The 15,547-nt window shown below is 73.4% G+C and carries 17 protein-coding genes; 3 read left to right on the top strand and 14 right to left on the bottom strand.

Annotation, left to right across the window (positions count from 1 at the left end):
* Positions 1 to 51 precede the first annotated feature (51 nt).
* Positions 52 to 1,500, top strand: coding sequence for an alpha/beta hydrolase (locus ACLQ27_RS29845; RefSeq protein WP_357573473.1), 1,449 nt, complete (start codon positions 52 to 54; stop codon positions 1,498 to 1,500).
* Positions 1,501 to 1,574: 74 nt separating this feature from the next.
* Here ACLQ27_RS29845 and ACLQ27_RS29840 read toward each other — a convergent pair whose 3' ends face one another.
* The 3 genes from ACLQ27_RS29840 to ACLQ27_RS29830 all read right to left on the bottom strand — a co-directional run bounded on the left by ACLQ27_RS29840 (position 1,575) and on the right by ACLQ27_RS29830 (position 4,580).
* Positions 1,575 to 2,837 (bottom strand): RNA polymerase sigma factor, encoded by a 1,263-nt coding sequence (locus tag ACLQ27_RS29840; RefSeq protein WP_425869848.1) that lies wholly within the window; start codon positions 2,835 to 2,837, stop codon positions 1,575 to 1,577.
* The gene (locus ACLQ27_RS29835; RefSeq protein WP_234589691.1) at positions 2,834 to 3,190 is read right to left on the bottom strand and encodes a YciI family protein; all 357 of its coding nucleotides are present in this window, start codon (positions 3,188 to 3,190) and stop codon (positions 2,834 to 2,836) included. The genes ACLQ27_RS29840 and ACLQ27_RS29835 overlap by 4 nt, the downstream gene beginning before the upstream one ends.
* A gap of 148 nt (positions 3,191 to 3,338) precedes the next feature.
* Positions 3,339 to 4,580, bottom strand: a complete 1,242-nt coding sequence (locus ACLQ27_RS29830) for a DUF2786 domain-containing protein (RefSeq protein ID WP_425869846.1) — start codon at positions 4,578 to 4,580, stop codon at positions 3,339 to 3,341.
* Positions 4,581 to 4,718: 138 nt separating this feature from the next.
* Here ACLQ27_RS29830 and ACLQ27_RS29825 point away from each other — a divergent pair, with 138 nt between their 5' ends.
* Positions 4,719 to 5,210, top strand: a complete 492-nt coding sequence (locus ACLQ27_RS29825) for a DUF2243 domain-containing protein (RefSeq protein WP_357573470.1) — start codon at positions 4,719 to 4,721, stop codon at positions 5,208 to 5,210.
* Positions 5,207 to 6,049, top strand: coding sequence for a cytochrome c oxidase assembly protein (locus tag ACLQ27_RS29820; protein WP_357573469.1), 843 nt, complete (start codon positions 5,207 to 5,209; stop codon positions 6,047 to 6,049). Before ACLQ27_RS29825 ends, ACLQ27_RS29820 begins: the two co-directional genes overlap by 4 nt.
* Here ACLQ27_RS29820 and ACLQ27_RS29815 read toward each other — a convergent pair whose 3' ends face one another.
* From ACLQ27_RS29815 to ACLQ27_RS29765, 11 genes are all read right to left on the bottom strand, one after another.
* The gene (locus tag ACLQ27_RS29815; RefSeq protein WP_357573468.1) at positions 6,050 to 6,328 is read right to left on the bottom strand and encodes a hypothetical protein; all 279 of its coding nucleotides are present in this window, start codon (positions 6,326 to 6,328) and stop codon (positions 6,050 to 6,052) included.
* Between the two features lie 14 nt (positions 6,329 to 6,342).
* Entirely contained in the window at positions 6,343 to 7,422 is a 1,080-nt protein-coding gene (locus ACLQ27_RS29810; RefSeq protein WP_357490923.1) for a hypothetical protein, read from the bottom strand.
* Positions 7,406 to 7,747: a hypothetical protein gene (locus ACLQ27_RS29805; protein WP_357573467.1), complete on the bottom strand. Its 342-nt coding sequence runs from the start codon at positions 7,745 to 7,747 to the stop codon at positions 7,406 to 7,408. The genes ACLQ27_RS29810 and ACLQ27_RS29805 overlap by 17 nt, the downstream gene beginning before the upstream one ends.
* Positions 7,748 to 7,750: 3 nt before the next feature.
* Positions 7,751 to 8,197: a YbaB/EbfC family nucleoid-associated protein gene (locus ACLQ27_RS29800; protein ID WP_357573466.1), complete on the bottom strand. Its 447-nt coding sequence runs from the start codon at positions 8,195 to 8,197 to the stop codon at positions 7,751 to 7,753.
* A gap of 88 nt (positions 8,198 to 8,285) precedes the next feature.
* Positions 8,286 to 9,395, bottom strand: a complete 1,110-nt coding sequence (locus ACLQ27_RS29795) for a CaiB/BaiF CoA transferase family protein (protein ID WP_357573465.1) — start codon at positions 9,393 to 9,395, stop codon at positions 8,286 to 8,288.
* The gene (locus tag ACLQ27_RS29790) at positions 9,392 to 11,545 is read right to left on the bottom strand and encodes a 3-hydroxyacyl-CoA dehydrogenase NAD-binding domain-containing protein (RefSeq protein WP_425869842.1); all 2,154 of its coding nucleotides are present in this window, start codon (positions 11,543 to 11,545) and stop codon (positions 9,392 to 9,394) included. Before ACLQ27_RS29790 ends, ACLQ27_RS29795 begins: the two co-directional genes overlap by 4 nt.
* Before the next feature lie 17 nt (positions 11,546 to 11,562).
* A complete protein-coding gene (locus tag ACLQ27_RS29785) occupies positions 11,563 to 12,777 on the bottom strand; it encodes an acetyl-CoA C-acetyltransferase (RefSeq protein ID WP_357490915.1) in 1,215 nt (404 codons plus the stop codon).
* Positions 12,767 to 13,927 carry an acyl-CoA dehydrogenase family protein gene (locus tag ACLQ27_RS29780; RefSeq protein ID WP_357490913.1) on the bottom strand — a complete coding sequence of 387 codons (1,161 nt, stop codon included), beginning with the start codon at positions 13,925 to 13,927 and terminating at the stop codon, positions 12,767 to 12,769. The genes ACLQ27_RS29785 and ACLQ27_RS29780 overlap by 11 nt, the downstream gene beginning before the upstream one ends.
* Positions 13,928 to 13,959: 32 nt before the next feature.
* Positions 13,960 to 14,814, bottom strand: a complete 855-nt coding sequence (locus ACLQ27_RS29775; protein ID WP_425869839.1) for an alpha/beta fold hydrolase — start codon at positions 14,812 to 14,814, stop codon at positions 13,960 to 13,962.
* A 171-nt stretch (positions 14,815 to 14,985) separates the two neighbouring features.
* Positions 14,986 to 15,204 (bottom strand): helix-turn-helix transcriptional regulator, encoded by a 219-nt coding sequence (locus tag ACLQ27_RS29770; RefSeq protein ID WP_357490909.1) that lies wholly within the window; start codon positions 15,202 to 15,204, stop codon positions 14,986 to 14,988.
* Between the two features lie 24 nt (positions 15,205 to 15,228).
* Positions 15,229 to 15,447 carry a helix-turn-helix transcriptional regulator gene (locus ACLQ27_RS29765; protein WP_357490907.1) on the bottom strand — a complete coding sequence of 73 codons (219 nt, stop codon included), beginning with the start codon at positions 15,445 to 15,447 and terminating at the stop codon, positions 15,229 to 15,231.
* Positions 15,448 to 15,547 lie beyond the last annotated feature (100 nt).

Raw genomic sequence — 15,547 nt, 5'->3', positions numbered from 1 at the left:
CAGTGGGCGAGTTTCACCGGTAACGCTCCTTCGGGGAGAGGACAGCACCTCATGCCGCACGTACGCAAATCCGCCCTCGCCTGGGCGGTGGCCCTGGCCCTCACGACCGCCGGCCTGACCCCGGCGAGCCCGGCCGCCGCGCGACAGGCCATCGACTGGCAGCCCTGCCCCACGGACGCCACGGCCGACTGCGGCACCCTGTCGCTGCCTGTCGACTGGAACCAGCCCCGGGGCGAGCGCTTCGACCTGGCGTTGGCCCGCCGTGCCGCCACCGACCCGGCCGCCCGCACGGGTGCGCTGGTGTTCGGTCCCGGTGGACCCGGCGACAGCGGGGTCGACCGGGTGGTGACCGGAAGTTCCCGGTTCAGCGCCGAGCTGCGCCGCCGGTTCGACGTCGTCAGCTTCGACCCGCGCGGCACCGGCCGCAGCCATCCGGTGCTCTGCGCCCGGGAGTTGCTCGCCCGGCAACCGCAGCTGATCGCCGACCAGGCCCAGTTCGACGCCACGCTTGCCGGCAACGCGCTGCTGCGCGCCGACTGTCGGGCTCGCACCGGCCCGCTCTACGACCACGTCGACACGACGAGCGCCGCCCGCGACCTCGATGCCGTCCGCGCCGCCCTCGGCGAACGGCGGCTGACGTTCCACGGCAGCTCGTACGGCACCCTGCTCGGTCAGCGCTACGCGGAGCTGTTCCCCGACAAGGTCCGGGCCGTGATGCTGGAGGCCGCCGTGGACCACAGCCTCGGCGTCCGCGCGTTCGTCGACACCCAGGCGGTCACCGCCGAGGACGCGTTCGACGAGTTCGTCGCCTGGTGCGACAGGTCCGCCGACTGCGTCCTGCACGGTCGGGACGTCCGGGCGATCTGGGCCGGGCTGCACGACCGGGCCCAGCGTGGCCTGCTGACCGATCCGGACCGCGCCGGGGCCGCACTGCCCCCGTTCGAGCTGAGTCGGCTCGCGCACAAGCAGCTCTACGACACGGGGCGGTGGCCGGGCCTGGCCGAGTGGATCGGGAAGCTCCAGGGCGCCGCGACACCGGGCGTCAGCGCGCGTACGGCGGATGCCGTGGCGCCGTACCCCTTCGCGGTCTTCTGTCAGGACTGGGACCTGCCGGTCCGCGACTACCGCGAGTACGCCGCACACGTGCGCCGGGCGGCCCGGCTCGCGCCCGACCTGCGCTACCCGCCGGCGCTGTTCGCCCTGGTGACCTGCCTGGGCTCGCCGACCCCGGTCGCCGACCCGCAGCACCGCCTGCGGGTCCGCAGCGACGTGCCGCTGCTGCTCGCCGCCACCGTGCACGACCCGGCCAGCGGCTACACCTGGGCCACGAACGTGGCGCGGCAGCTGGGTCGGCACGGAGTGCTGCTGACGTACGAGGGTTGGGGCCACGGCAGCTACACCACCAGCCCCTGCGTGGGCCGAGCCGTCGACGCGTACCTGATCGACCAGGTGGTGCCCGCCCGGGGCGCCCGCTGCCCGGCCGTCGACGTGTCGAGCTGACCGACACCCGGTCGCCGCGCGGCAGCCCCGTGCGGCGACCGGGCCGTGCCGTGGTCAGTGCAGGACGCGGTACGTCAGGCGCGGGACGGTCGGCCCGCCAGCCGGGCGGCTCTCCGCTCCAGATAGCGCTGCTCGGGAAGGCTCGTCGTGCCACGCGCCGCCGCCAGGTACGCCTCCCGCGCGGCGTCCGGCTCCCCGGCCAGCTCCAGCAGGTGCGCCCGGACCGCGGCGAGCCGGTGGTGCCCGGCCATCCGCTCGTCGGCGTCCAGCGGCGCGAGCAGGGCGAGGCCCGCGCGCGGCCCGTCCACCATGGCCACGGCCACCGCCTGGTTGAGGGTGACCATCGGGTTCGGGGCGAGCCGGGCGAGCAGCCGGTAGAGCGCCACGATCTGCGGCCAGTCCGTCTCCGCCGGCGTCGGCGCCTCGGCGTGCACCGCCGCGATCGCCGCCTGGAGCTGGTACGGGCCGGGTGGCGACCAGGTCAGCGCCTCGGTGACCAGGGCGACTCCCTCCGCAATGGCGCCGCCGTCCCACCGGGTGCGGTCCTGCTCGGTGAGCGGCACCAGCTCGCCGTCCTCGCCGACCCGGGCCGCCCGGTGCGCGTCGGTGAGCAGCATCAGCGCCAGCAGACCTGTCACCTCACCGTCGTCGGGCAGCAGCCCGTGCAGGACGCGGGCCAGCCGGATCGCCTCGCCGGTCAGCTCGGCCCGTCGCAGGTCCGGTCCGCTGGACGCGGTGTACCCCTCGTTGAAGATCAGGTAGAGCACCCGGAGCACGGTCCGCAGCCGCTCGGCACGCTCACCCGGCCCGGGCATCAGGAACCGGGCCCCGGCCGCCTCGATCCGCTGCTTGGCCCGCCGGATCCGCTGACTCATCGTCGCCTCGGGCAGCAGGTGCGCCCGGGCGATCTGGGCGGTGCTGAGCCCGCCGACCGCCCGCAGGGTCAGCGCCACCTGCGCCGAGGGCGCCAGCGCCGGATGGCAGCAGAGAAAGAGCAGGGTGAGGGTGTCGTCGGCGTCCGCCACCGCCGGCTCCGCGTCGGCCGCCGGCGCCACCTGGGCGTACGCCGGCTCGCGCCGCGTCACCGCCACCTCGCGGTCCCGGCGGGCGCTCTCGCTGCGCCACTCGTCGGTGAGCCGGCGGGTGGCCACGGTGAGCAACCACGCGCGCGGGTTGTCCGGTACGCCCTGTCCGGGCCACTGCGTCGCGGCGGCGAGCAACGCCTCCTGGACGGCGTCCTCGCACCTGTCGAACTGGCCGTGCCGGCGGACCAGCAGGCCGAGGACCTGCGGCGCGAGCGTGCGCAGCAGATCCTCGACCGTCCGGTCGTCGGTCACATCTCCGTCCCGGCCTGTTCCATGACCGGGCGGACCTCCATCGCCCCGCCGAAACGCACGTCCGGCCACCGGGCGGCGATCTCGGCGGCCCGCTGCGGGCTGTCGCAGTCGACTGTCAGGTAGCCGGCGAACTGCTCCTTGCTCTCCATGAACGGCCCGTCGACGATCTCCGGGTGACCGCCGGCGAGCCGGACCGTCTGCGTCTGCGACGGATCGGCCAGCGCCTGGCCGTCGACCAGCTCGCCGCTCTCGGTCAGCTCCTTCATGATCGCGTCCACCTCGCCGAACAGGGCGTTGCGGTCCTTCTCGGTCAGCCCCTCGGTGAAGCCGGGCCGGTTCCAGATCAGCAGCATGTACTTCACGGCGATGCTCCTCGCTTGGCTGGTCGCTCCCCGGGCGGGGTGCGGCTCACCGGAGGGTCGGAGCCGACGCCCCGTTCCCTACCGCGTACCGAAGAAAATCGCAGAAATACTCTCCGGCGGTGGTCCCACGCCGTGCGGATCAGGGCCGGCCCGGCACCTGTCGAGGCCGCTGGCCGCCGCCGACGTCCAGCGCGGCCCGGTCGGCGGCCGAGGTGCCGGACGACCAGCCCTCGGCGTCGCGGACGCTGAGCCGGTGCCGGGTGACGCCCGGAAAGAGGGCGCCCAGCCGCTCCTGGACCGCCTCGCCGCGTGCGGCGAGCACCGGCAGCAGGCGTTCCGGCCCGGCCGTCTCGGCAGCCGCCTGGTCGGCCGCCTCGGTGGCGGCGCGCAGCCGCTCACCGATCCGCAGCGCGAACGCGTTGAGGAAGGACTCGTCCCACACCTTCGTCCGCCGGCCGGACCCCGGCCGGCGTTCGGCGCGACCGCGCAGCATGGCGGCGGTGGCCTGCACCAGCAGCGAGGTGTAGAGCAGCTCCACCGCCACGAGATCCGCCGGCCACCCCAGCACCGTGGTGAAACCGAGGTCGTCGGACCAGACCGCCTCGCACCGGTTCGCCGCCGCCACCTCCTGCACCAGCAGCGCCTTCGCCCCCGCGTACGGGGTCTCGGTGCCCAGCCGCACCCCGCCCGGCAGGTCGCCGCGCTCCGCCCCGGCCGCCAGCAGCGCCTCGTCGATGCTGTGCCGGGCGATCAGCTCCTGCGCCTTCCCGGTCAACGCCTCCGCCTCGGCCGGGAAGGTGGTCGACTCGGCCTTGGCGAGCAGCGCGCGTACCCGGTCCAGCATCGGCGACCCGCTGCGGCCCGTACCGGCGGTGCGGGGGACCGCAGCCCCGGTCGAGCCGGGCGGCGGGCGCAGCACCGCGATCGGCGGCAGGCTCTCCACCAGGGCGAGCACGTCGACCGCGGCGCGGAGTGCGTCGACCCGGTCCAGTCCCTCCGCGGCGGTCCAGGCGGCCAGCAGGTCGTGGCCGTCGTCCCGGCCCTCGGCGGCCAGCGCGCGCAGCTGGTCGTCCCACCAGTCGGGGACCGGCCCGGCCTGCTCGCGTCGCTGGGCGGCCAGCGCGTCCCGGACCAGCCGGGCCGCCCGCGCGTCGAGCCGCTGCGCGGCGATCCGGTGCACGTCGACCGGCTGCCAGCCGCGGGGCCAGAGCTGCCCGAGGCCACGGACCAGCCGACGCCGCAGGGCAGCGTCCACCACAGTGGCGCTGTCCGTCGCGCCGGTGCCGACCATCAGCCGGTCCAGCTGCCGTTCGGCCTGTCGTACGTCGGTGCCGCGCACCGCCGCGAGCGCGTCGGCGACGAGTTCGTCCGCGTCCGGCACAGGCACCTCCTCCGGTCTCCGTTGCCGGCGAGGCATCCGGCCCGCCCACCCAATGATCATGCCGGCAGGGCTCCGGCGGGCATGACTCGGCCAGTTTGGGGTAGTTCGGCCCTGACCCGGGTGGATGCGAGGTGTGTGGTGGTCGACAGCAGCCTGCCGCGGGAGCGTCCGGTCGCCGTGCCGGACGGCCGGTCGTCCACGCTAGCGGGCGTCCTGATCGGCGTCGCGATCATGGCCGCCGTGGACGAGATCGTCTTCCACCAGGTGCTGGCCTGGCACCACTTCTACGACCGGTCCACCCCGTCGGTGGCGCTGCTCTCGGACGGGCTGCTGCACGCCGCCGAGGTGATCGCCTTGGTCGGCGGGTTCTTCTGGTTCGCCGATCTGCGCCGACGGCTGGTCCTGTCACCACGGCTGGCCTGGGGTGGTTTCCTGCTCGGCGCCGGGGGATTCCAGCTCTTCGACGGGCTTGTCGACCACAAGGTGCTCCGGGTGCACCAGATCCGCTACGGCGTACACCTGCTGCCGTACGACGTGGTGTGGAACGTGGGCGGCGCGGTACTGCTGCTGGCCGGCGCGGCCCTGGTCTGGTGGACGCGGTCCCGCCGACCGGGTGACGGCCCCCGGTGACGGCAGCAGCTCCGGGCCCGGCGGCATGGGCGCACGGAGGCCACCCGGCGGACGGGCCGGGCTGGTTGCCGCTGTTCCCGGTCGCGGTGCTGGCCGTCGGCTACCTGCTGGCCGCCGTACGCGACACGCGCGGCTGGGACCATCGGCGAACCGCCGCCTGGCTGGCCGGCTGTGCCGTGCTGGCGGTCGCGGTCGGGCCGCTGGCCCACCTCCCGGACGACCCGCGCGGGCACATGGCGCAGCACCTGCTGCTCGGCATGCTGGCGCCGCTCGGGCTGGTCCTCGGCGCACCGGTGACGCTGCTGCTGCACGTCGCGCCCACCTCGACGCGTCGGCGGGTGGGCCGGCTGCTGCGCGCCCGAGGGCTGCACCTGATCGCCCACCCGGTCACCGCGGCGCTGCTGAGCACGGGCGGGCTGGCGCTGGTGCTGCTCACCCCGCTGTACGCGGCGGCGGAACGCCACCCGGCCCTGCACCACGGCGTGCACCTGCACTACCTGGCCGCGGGCTACCTGTTCGCCTGGTCGCTGGCCGGGCCGGACCCGGCGCCCCGCCGCCCCGGGCTCGCCGTGCGGGTCGGCGCGCTGCTCGGCGCGTCAGCCGGTCACGCCGCGCTCGCCAAGTATCTCTACGCGCGGGCCGGCAGCCTGCCCCCGGGGCTGACCGACCCGGACGCCGCGGCGTTCCGGTCGGCCGCCCAACTCATGTACTACGGCGGTGACATCGCGGAGCTGCTGCTGGCGGTGGCACTCTTCGCGACCTGGTACCGCCGCCGCCCACCCCTGGTGAGCAGGAGGTTCGCGTCACGACAGGATGCTGCCGTGACGCGAACCTCTTGATCAACTCTGCGCGGACGGGGCCGCCAGGGCGGCGGTGAGCCGCCGGAAGAACGCGCGGATGTCGTCCTCGCTGTGCGGCGTCTCGGCCTGGTCGTTCAGCGGGCCCGAGTAGCGCAGCGCCTGCTCCAGCGCGTCCCGCGTCACGGCCCGGTCACCCGGGTAGAGCCCGGCGGCCACCCCGTCGGCGACCCGGGTCACCACCGAATCGTCGAGCGTCCTGTCGAACTGGACCCCGTACAGGATCCCGTTGACGTGGCCCTTCCAACTGTCCGTACCCATGCTCGTCGACTCCCCTAGAAGATCCGGCCGCCATCCCAGCCCAGAATCGGAACCCCGTTGACGCCGTTGCGTTTGAACTCGGCGTCGAGATTGGCCATGTGGCTGGGCTCGGGCTGGTAATGACCGCTGCGCGCCGTGGCGTACTGGACCCTACCGTCCTTCACGACCAGCTCGCCGGCCGCGGCGACCGGGTTTCCGCCGCCCAGAGTGGAGTGGTGGAAGTCGCCGACCCGCTGGTAATTGGACGCGTAGAGATTGCCGTTGCGGTCCATCACGAAGATCGCCTGACCGTTTCCGCTGAACACGGTCTGCGCGCTCGACGTGTCGAACGGCTCGCCGTTGCGTGCGCTGCGCAGCACTCCGTCGCTGTCGAAGAAGACCCGGTGCTGTTCCAGCTCCTCGGGGCTGAGCCGGCGTACGGCCGTCGGAAAGTGTCCTCCGGGCAGATGCTCGTTGCGGTACTTGTCGAGCATTCCCTTGGTGTTGGAGTAGCGCGGGGTGGTGTGCGGGCCGGGCACGCCGGGCCGCTTCGGACCGCCCCGCTTCGCGCCCTTGCGGGCGAAACGGCGCAGCAGCGTCTTCGCGCGCTTCAACAGCTGCGGAATGATCTCCTTGACGACCCGTTCGATGACCTCCTTGATGACCCGCTGGATCGCCATCCGGGCCAGGCCGATCGAGACGGGGATCTGGGCCAGCGACGCGCCGAAGCTGGGTGCCGCCGCCGCCAACGCGATCGCCACCTGAATGACCAGGATCGTCAACTGGACGATCACGATGATCTTCTGCGTCAGGGTGATGATGGCCATCACCAGCAACGCCATGCCGATCAGTTCGGCCGCCTGCGCGCCGTCCTCGATGCGGCGCGGCGCACCCTCCTCGCCCTGCCACGCCTGCTCGAACGCGCGGATGTCGTCGCCGCTGTTGGTGGTGCTGACCTGCGCCGCGCCCGCCTGGGCCTCCCCGGCGGCCGTGCGCAGCCGGCCGGCGAACGCGAACCACAGTTGGGACGCCTCGAACAGCAACTCTTCGTCGGCGGTCGGCCAGGTGAAGCCGACCCAGCCCAGCGCCTCGGCGAGTTCAGGAGGTAGCTGCATACCCACTGGGCAGCTCCATCCTCGTGAAGAGTTCCGCGTTGGCGAGGTCGGTCGCCTCGTGCGCGTCGGCACCGAGGTCGAGGTTCTCGGCGGCCTCCAACAACTGGTCGGCCATCGACCGGTACACGTCGAGCGCGTGCGTCAGGACCTCGACGTACACGGCTCCGAAGAGGGAGCCCGCCTCGTCGGCGCCCCAGGGGTTACCCGACCCGTTCACCGTCGACTCGAGGCCGCTGACCGCCTCGCCGAGCTGCTGGCCGGTTGTCGCGATCGACGCGGCGGCGGCGTGCAGAGCGTCGACGTCCACCTGGATTCCGTCGGACATGGCTCAGCGACGATCCATCCGGCGGGTGGCCGCGTCCAGGTCACCGATCATCTGGTGGAAGCCGCGGAACGCCTCCGCCGAGACCCGTTCGAGCTGCTGGGTGAGGGCGGCGCTGTCGACCTGGGCCCCGGCCGTCAGGTCGGCCCGGCGAGCGCGCTCGTCGGCCTGCGCCGCCTGGACCGCCTCCAGGACGTACTCGGCGATCGTGCTGGTGCCGGCCCGGGACAGGCTCGGGTCGATCACCAGCGTCTGGAGCGCACCGAACGCGGAGACCTCCGCCTCGACGAGACCGTCACCGCCGGTGCCCCGCCCCACCATCTGCTCGGCGTCCGGCACCTGCCCGTCGGCGTCGCCCGGCTGCGCCGTGACAGCACCCGATGCCTGGCTCAGCAGGCGCATCGCCTCTTCGAGCGAGCCGCTCAGGCCGGACGGATCAATACCGCTCGCCATGCTCGTCCCCCCACGTCCGCAGTCCACCGTCGGTGCACGACGGTACCAATGCGAAACGCGTACGCGTGTCCCGGAAGTCGGCTGTGGATCAGTCCCAGGTGGACAGAACCGCGTCGACCGGAGCGACGTCGCGCTCCGGGGTGGGCGGGCCCGCCGGAGTACGGTCGAAGCGAGGTGCCGGAGCCGGTTGGATCCCGCCGTCCACCTCGACGAACGTCCCCCGGGCCGCGTTGTGCGGATGCCGGTGCGCCTCGCCCGGGGCCAGCACGGGGGCGACACAGGCGTCCAGGTCGGCGAAGACCGCCGTCCACTCGTCCCGCGTCCGCTCGGCGAACCGTTCGGTGAACCGCCTCCGCAGCTCGTCCCAGCCGCTCGGGTCGTACTGGTCGGGCAGGTCCGCCTCGTCGGCCAGGCCGAGACCCGCCAGCAGTACGGCGTAGAACGCCGGCTCCAGCGCCCCGACGGCCATGAAGCCGCCGTCGGCGGTGGCGTACGTGTCGTAGAAGGGCGCTCCTCCGTCGAGCAGGTTCCGCCCGCGCGGGGCGGCCCACAGGCCGGTGCCGAGCAGCCCGTGCAGGAACGAGGTGAGCAGCGCCGATCCGTCCACCATTGCCGCGTCGACGACCTGACCGAGGCCGGAGCGTTCCCGTTCCAGCAGCGCGGCAAGCACGCCAACGGCGAGCAGCATGCCGCCGCCGGCGAAGTCACCGATCAGGTTCAGTGGCGCGTGTGGACGCGCGTCGGCTCGACCCAGGGGCTCCAGCGCCCCGGCGACAGCTATGTAGTCGATGTCGTGGCCGGCCCGAGCCGCCAGCGGGCCGTCCTGGCCCCAGCCGGTCATCCGCGCGTACACCAGCCGGGGGTTGCGGGCCCGGCAGACGTCCGGGCCGAAGCCGAGCCGCTCGGCGACCCCCGGCCGGTACGCCTCGACGAGCACGTCCGCCCGCTCGACGAGGCGCAGCAGGTCGGCCACGCCGGCCGGGGACTTCAGGTCCAGCGCGGTGACCCGCCGGCCGCGCTGCAAGGGTCCACCGGTCGGCGCAGCGAGGCGTCCGGCGCCCGGGCCGCCCGGCCGGTCGACGCGTACCACGTCGGCCCCGAGGTCGGCGAGCACCATGCAGCCGAACGGGGCCGGCGCGAGGCTCGCCAACTCGACGACCCGCACCCCGGCCAGCGGTCCGCCGCGCGCGGCCGTCACGCGACGCCGGCCGGTTCGGCGGTACGGGCGGCGAGCCGGTCGGCCAGGTCGGCGGGAGGCGTGAACCGGTCGCCGTACCGTTCGGCCAGCTCGGCGGCGCGGGCCGCGAAGCCGGCCGGGCCGCCCGCGTACTGCCGGACGTAGCGGATCACGCCGCCGGTCCAGGCGGGGAAGCCGATGCCGAAGATCGAGCCGATGTTGGCGTCGGTCTCGGTACGCAGCACGCCCTCGTCGAGGCAGCGCAGCGCGTCCAGCGCCTCGGCGAAGAGCATCCGCTCCTGAAGGTCGGTGAACGGCACCGCCCGACCGGCGTCGGTGACCAGGTCGGCGAGGCCGGTCCACAACCGACCCCGGACGCCGTCGTCGTAGGAGTAGAAGCCGCGTCCGGCCGCGCGGCCCGGCCGGTCGTACGCGTCGACCAGCTCGTCGACGAGCCGGTGCGCGGGCAGCGGCAGGTATTCCGCGCTGGCCGCCTCGAACTGACGCCGGATCCGCTGGATCAGCGTGAGGCTCACCTCGTCGGCCAGCGCGAGGGGCCCGGTCGGGTAGCCGGCCTGCAACGCGGCCTGCTCCACCGACGCGGCCGGTACGCCGTCGGCGACCATGCCTACCGCCTCGTCGATGAACCGGCCGATGACGCGGCTGGTGAAGAAGCCCCGCCCGTCGTTGACCACGATGGGGGTCTTGCCGATCCGCCGGCCGAGGTCGAACGCGCGGGCCAGGGCCGGGTCCCCGGTCTGCTCGCCGACCACGATCTCCAGCAACGGCATCCGGTCCACGGGGGAGAAGAAGTGCATGCCGATGAAGTCGGCCGGCCGGTCCACGCCGGCGGCCAGCTGAGTGATCGGCAGGGTGGAGGTGTTGGAGGCGAGCAGCGCGCCCGGCGCGAGCACCGGCAGCACCTCGGCGAAGACTGCCTTCTTCAGGGCCGGGTCCTCGAAGACCGCCTCGATGACGGCGTCGCAGCCGGCGAGGGCGTCCACCTGGTCGGTGGTGGTGATCCGGTCCAGCACCGCCCGGGCGTCGGCCTCGGTGGCGCGGCCCTTGCGGACCCGGCGGGCCAGCAGTCTTTCGGCGTGCTCCCGGGCCCGCCCCGCGGCCTCCGGTGACACGTCCCGGACCACCACGTCGAGGCCGGCGCTGGCGCAGGCGTACGCGATGCCGGCGCCCATCATGCCGGCGCCGAGCACCGCCACCCGCCGCACCGGCGCAACGTCCACGGACGGTCGGGCGGCGCCGCCGTTGACGGCTTTCAGGTCGAAGAAGAACGCGCCGATCATGTTCTTGGCGACCTGCCCGGTGAGCAGGCCGATCAGGTGCCGGGTCTCCACGGTGAACGCGGTGTCCAGGTCGACCTGCGCGCCCTCCACGGCCGTGGCCAGGATCGCCTCCGGCGCGGGCAGCCGGGCGCCCTTGAGCTGCTTGCGCAGCGTGGCCGGGAAGGCGGGCAGCTGCGCGGCCAGGGAACGGCTGGCCGGGGCGCCACCGGGCATCCGGTAGTCCGGCCGGTCCCACGGCTGCAACGGGCGCGGGTTGGCGGCGATCCAGGCCCGCGCGCGATCCAGCATTTCCGCCTCGGTGGCGACGACCTCGTCGACCAGACCGGCCGCCAGGGCGTCGGCCGGGCGCATCCGCCGGCCGGTGAGCAGCACGGTGGTCAGCGCGCCGGCCAGGCCGAGCATCCGTACGGTCCGGGTGACGCCGCCGGCCCCGGGCAGCAGACCCAGGGTCACCTCGGGCAGCCCGAGCCGTGAGTCGGGCGCGTCCAGCGCGACGCGGTGGTGGCAGGCGAGGGCGATCTCCAGGCCGCCGCCGAGCGCGGAGCCGTTGACCGCCGCGACGACCGGGCTGCCCAGCGTCTCCAGCCGGCGCAGGTCCCGCTTGATGGTGCCGAGCAGCTCCGCCAGCGCGGGCGCGTCGGCGCGGGTCGCCCGGATCATCTCGGGCAGGTCGCCGCCGGCGAAGAACGTCGACTTCGCGCTTGTCACGATGACACCGGTGAGATCGGGCTCGGCCTCCAGCCGGTCGAGCACCGCGCTCATCGAGGTCACGTACGCCCGGTTCATGGTGTTGGCGGACTGGTCGGGGTCGTCCAGGGTGAGCGTGACGATGCCGTCGGCGCCGCGGTCGTACCGGATGGTGGTGGTCATTGGTCTTTTCCCCCGGGTCAGCAGCGCTCGAGAACTGTGGCGACGCCCATGCCGCCGCCGATGCAGAGGGTCACCACGGCGCGGCGCAGGTCGCGGCGCTCCAACTCGTCCAACGCCGTGCCGAGCAACATGGCTCCGGTGGCGCCGAGCGGGTGGCCGAGAGCGATCGCGCCGCCGTTGACGTTCACGCGGTCCGGGTCGAGGCCCAGGTCGCGGACGTACTTGAGCACCACTGCCGCGAACGCCTCGTTGATCTCGAACAGGTCGATGTCGTCGACTGTCAGGCCGGCGACGGCGAGCGCCTTGTGGGTGGCCGGGATCGGGCCGGTCAGCATCAGCGTCGGGTCGGCGCCGGTGACTGCCGCGCCGACGATCCGGGCGCGCGGGGTGAGGCCGAGGTCCTGCCCGACCTGCTCCGAACCGATCAGCACCAGCGCTGCGCCGTCCACGATGCCGGACGAGTTGCCCGCGTGGTGGACGTGGTCGATCGCCTCCAGCCAGTGGAACTTCTGCAACGCGACAGCGTCGAAGCCGGCCGCCTCGCCCATCGTGGCGAAGGACGGGGTGAGCCGGGCGAGGGCCTCCCGGGTGGTCTCCGGGCGCGGGTGCTCGTCGACGGTGAGGATGTCCAGCCCGTTGCCGTCGCGCACCGGCACCACCGAGCGGGCGAAGTGCCCGCCGGCCCACGCCTTGGCGGCCCGCTCCTGGGACCGCAGCGCGTAGCCGTCCACGTCGTCGCGGGTGAAGCCCTCCATGGTCGCGATCAGGTCGGCGCTGACGCCCTGCGGCACGAACGACGTGGCCAGCGCGGTCTGCGGGTCGGTGGCCCAGGCCGCGCCGTCGGAGCCCATCGGCACCCGGGACATCGACTCGACCCCGCCGGCCAGCAGCAGGTGCTCCCAGCCCGAGCGGATGCGCGCGGCGGCCGAGTTGACGGCCTCCAGCCCGGAGGCGCAGAACCGGTTGAGCTGCACCCCGCCCACCTCGTCGGGCAGCCCGGCCAGCAGCGCGGCGGCCCGCGCCAGGTCGCCGCCCTGCTCGCCGACCGGGGTGACGATGCCGAGCAGCAGATCCTCCAACCGGCCCACGTCCAGGCCGGGGTTGCGGTCGCGCAGCGCGTCGATCAGGCCGACCACCAGCGAGATCGGCTTGACCCCGTGCAGTGCGCCGGTGTCCCGGCCGCGTCCGCGCGGGGTGCGGACCGCGTCATAGACGTACGCCTCAGAGGGCACGGGCGATCAACTCCTTCATGATCTCGTTGGTGCCGCCGTAGATCTTCTGGACGCGGGCGTCGGCGTACATGCGGGCGATCGGGTACTCCGTCGTGTAGCCGTAACCGCCGAACAGTTGCAGGCACCTGTCGATGACCTCGCACTGCCCGTCGGTGAGCCACGACTTAGCCATCGCCGCCGTGGCGACGTCCAGGTCGCCACGGGTGTGCCGGACGATGCAGTCGTCCAGGAAGACCCGGCTGACCCGGGTGCGGGTGGCGCACTCGGCGAGCACCATCCGGGTGTTCTGGTGCCCCATCAGGGTCTTGCCGAAGGCGGTGCGTTCCTTGGCGTACGCCACGGTCAGCTCGACCGCGCGTTCCATCGCGGCCACCGCGCCGACGCCGATGACCAGCCGTTCCTGCGGAAGCTGCTGCATGAGCTGGATGAAGCCCAGCCCCTCGGCGCCGCCGAGCAGGTTGGCCGCCGGCACCCGGAACTCGTCGAAGAACAATTCGGCGGTGTCGTTGGCGTGCAGCCCGATCTTGGACAGCAGCCGGCCCCGGCGGAAGCCCTCCGGGTCGCCGCCCACCTCGCACACCAGCAGCGAGACGCCTGCCGCCCGCTGCTCGGGGTCGGTCTTCACGGCCACCAGGATCAGGTCGGCCAGGCCACCGTTGGTGATGAACGTCTTCGCGCCGGTGACCAGGTAGTCGTCGCCGTCGCGGACCGCCCGCGTGCGCATCGCCTGGAGGTCCGAGCCGCCGTCGGGCTCGGTCATCGCGATAGCGCCGACCAGCTCACCGCTGCACAGGCCGGGCAGCCACCGTCGCTTCTGCTCCTCGCTGCCGTACGCGACGAGATAGCCCGTGACGATGCCACTGTGGACGGCCAGCCCGAGGCTGCTCTCCCCGGTGTACGCCTGCTCGTGCAACAGCACGGCCTCGTGGGTGAAGCCGCCGCCCCCGCCGCCGTACTCCTCGGGGACCGACAGGCCGAGCAACCCCAGCTCACCGGCCCGCCGGTAGTGCTCGCGGTCCGGGTGACCCTGGGCCAGCAGGCGGTCCGCGTGCGGCAGCACCTCCTTGGTGAAGAAGGTGCGGGCCAGGTCGGCGAGGTCGTCGTGCTCAGGTTCGCGCCAGGGCGAGGGGGAGCCATCGGGCGTCGGCATGTGCACCACCCTCGCGCGCTGTTGGCGGCATGTCAATAAGTCTGGATCAGCAGCCGGGCACAGGCTTGCGGGCCGTCCGCGAAGGGCAGATGTCCGCAGCCCGCCAGCGGCACGTGCCGGGCCGCCGGCAGCGCCGCGCGGGCCCGCCGGGCCTGAGTGGGGTACGGCAACACGAGATCGCGCGTACCCCAGGCGACAGTCACGGGGATGTCGTCGAGCGCGCCGGCCGTCTCTCGACGGACCTGCCAGCCGGCGAACGCGGCGCGTGCCACCGTGAAGCCCTGCGCGTCGGCCAGCGCCGCCGCCGAGTCGACGCACTCGTCGGGGTCGAGGTGACCCGGGTGGCCGTAGAAGAGGCCGCAGAACGCCACCCGCCCGGCCCGGCTCGCCAGCAGCCGGGGCAGCGCCGGCCGCAGCCCGCCGGCCGCCGACCGGGCCCCGCCGACCGCCAGTTGACACCAGCGCCGCCCGACCGACCCCCAGAACCCAATCGGCGAGAACGCGGTCACCGAGGAGGCCAGCCCGCGTCGCCCCAACTCCAACGCGATGCCGCCCCCGAGCGAGTTGCCGGCAACGGCGGGCCGGCGCACGCCCAGCGCGTCCAGGAACGCGGCGACCCGATCCGCCAGGTGTTCCACCGACCCGGGGGCCGCCCGCGCCAGCGCCTCGGGTGGCGTCGGTGGCTCCGACGGCTCCGGTGGCTCGGGCCACGGTGGGGAGGCGCCGAAGCCGGGCAGGTCCAGCGCGATCACGTCGTGGTGCCGGGCCACCTCGTCGAGCACCGGCTCCCACACCTGCCACCGACTACCGATGCCGTGGATGAGCACCAGCGGCGGCCCGTCACCACGCCGCGAGTGAGCGAGCCAGTCCGGGTCCCCACGGTGCATCCACCCACCCTCACACGCCGGATAGTCACCTCGGCAACCCCGATCACGTCGCGGTCGTGCCCCCAGTCGCGTCGATCATGAAGTTGTGGTGCCCGACGAAAGGGAAGCGCGCCACCATATCGCCCACCATTAGTCCATGATCGACGCAGGCTGGCGAGGCGGGGAGGGGAACTACTCGGGCTCGTCGCCGTCGGTGGGGCGCGGTGGGCGGTGCTCGGCGATCCACGCCTCCACGTCGGCACGCAGCCAGACCGTGGTGCCGTGCAGCCGTTGAAACGGCGCGGGGAAGGTCGGATAGCGGATGAGCTGGCGCATCCGCGTCCGGCTCACGCCGCCGAGCAACTCCTGCAGCTCGTGCGGGCCGACCAGCGGACCCGGTACCTCACTCATTGCGTCATCGAGAAGTTGAGTGTGCTACTCGGGCTCGTCGCCGTCGGTGGGGCGCGGTGGGCGATGCTCGGCGATCCACGCCTCCACGTCGGCACGCAGCCAGACCTTCATGCCGCGTAACTCTTGGTAGGGCTTCGGGAAACTCGGCCGCATAGCGATCTGCTGAAACCGGCTCCGGGAAACGTTCAGCCGTTGACCGATCTCGTACGGCCCCATCAGCTCGCCCGGCCCCTCGTCACCCACACCCGGAGACTAGGCACGTTCGCGTATCCCCAATCGGGGGTCCCCGAAAAGGGGTCCCCGTCTTGACAGGGGGCCGGTTCTCACTGAGAGTGGTCAGAGC

The organism is Micromonospora sp. DT63, assembly GCF_049841615.1.
Lineage (GTDB): Bacteria > Actinomycetota > Actinomycetes > Mycobacteriales > Micromonosporaceae > Micromonospora.
The sequence above is the reverse complement of the archived record's forward strand: the minus strand, read 5'-3'. Positions and strand labels throughout refer to the sequence as shown.